This window comes from Mycobacterium interjectum (assembly GCF_900078675.2).
Taxonomy (GTDB): Bacteria; Actinomycetota; Actinomycetes; order Mycobacteriales; family Mycobacteriaceae; genus Mycobacterium; species Mycobacterium interjectum.
Map to the genome: position 1 here is coordinate 1 of NZ_LT546250.1, position 1,096 is coordinate 1,096.

The window sequence follows — 1,096 nt, forward strand, 5'->3', positions numbered from 1 at the left end:
GGGCGGCGTTGAGGCTGTCGCTGTCGGCGCGCATAGCTTGCGTGCGGCGGGCGTGCAGGTCGTGTTCGGTGACGATGCCGGCTACGCCGCCGGCGGCCTCTATGAGTGCGGCGCGGGCAGCGTCGAGACGGTCGCGGGCGCTGCGCACCGCGGTGTCGACCCGGTCGGTTTGTTCGCTGACCTGCGTGTGGTGTTGGCCGTAGCGGACGGCGGCGTCGTGCTCGCCGCGCTCGGTGGCCGCGGTGATCGCGGCGGCAAGTTGGGTGAGTAGTTGGCGGTGCAGTTCGGCGGTGTCTTCGGCGTGGACCCAGCGGTCGTGAGCGCTGGCCAGGGCCTGCTGGCAGGGGCGTTGTTCACCCAAGCGGCGGTGCAGCTCGGCCAGTTCGGCCGTGGCGGCGTGTTCGGCGGGTCCGCCGCCACCGGTGAGGATGGTGTTGGCGAGTTGGTGGGCGTGACGGTGGGCGGCGTCGCGGCGGGCGCGTAGGGCGGGAATGTCGATGTCGTCGACGCGGGCGGGCACGGCGGGACGCACGGTGGGCAGGTCGTCGATGTCGAGGCCGCCGAGGTCGTCTTCGACGAAGCCGTAGGAGTAGTCGTAGGGGTCGGGCGGGGGCTCGTGTAGGTCGGCGTCGATGTGGTGGTCGTCGAGGTCGAATTGCTGTTGGCCGGTGGATGTTTCGGCCTGTTCGGCGGGATGGGGGATGTCGGGGTCGATGGTGGCGGCGTGGTGGGTGAGCAGTTCGACGCGGTAGGTGAGCAGGCGGGCGTATTCGTCGGGCCGGATGGTCTGGGTGGTTGCGATGTCGTGCAGGTGTTCAGCGGCCGCGGCGAGCAGATCGTGGGGGGGCCAGTCGGCGGCGGTGACCGCGGCGACGAGGCCGGGCCAGGCGGGGTCGGTGATGACGGCTTCGGCGATGCGGGTGCCCAGGAGGTGGTGCAGGTCGGCGGTCCAGGGGGGCCGCAGGTTGGTGTCGCTGCCCTCCAGGGAGGGGGGCGCCAGGGTGCCGGCCAGCCGCCACCACAGGGCAGCAGCGGGCATTTCAGCGGGGAGCGGCCCGTGTTCGGTCGCGGCCTCGTGGAGCAGGGCGGCGACGTC

At 72.3% G+C, this 1,096-nt stretch carries 1 pseudogene; it reads right to left on the reverse strand.

Annotation, left to right across the window (positions count from 1 at the left end):
* Positions 1-1,039: pseudogene (locus BN4348_RS59055) on the reverse strand (MobF family relaxase); the annotation flags it as partial.
* Between the last annotated feature and the right edge of the window lie 57 nt (positions 1,040-1,096).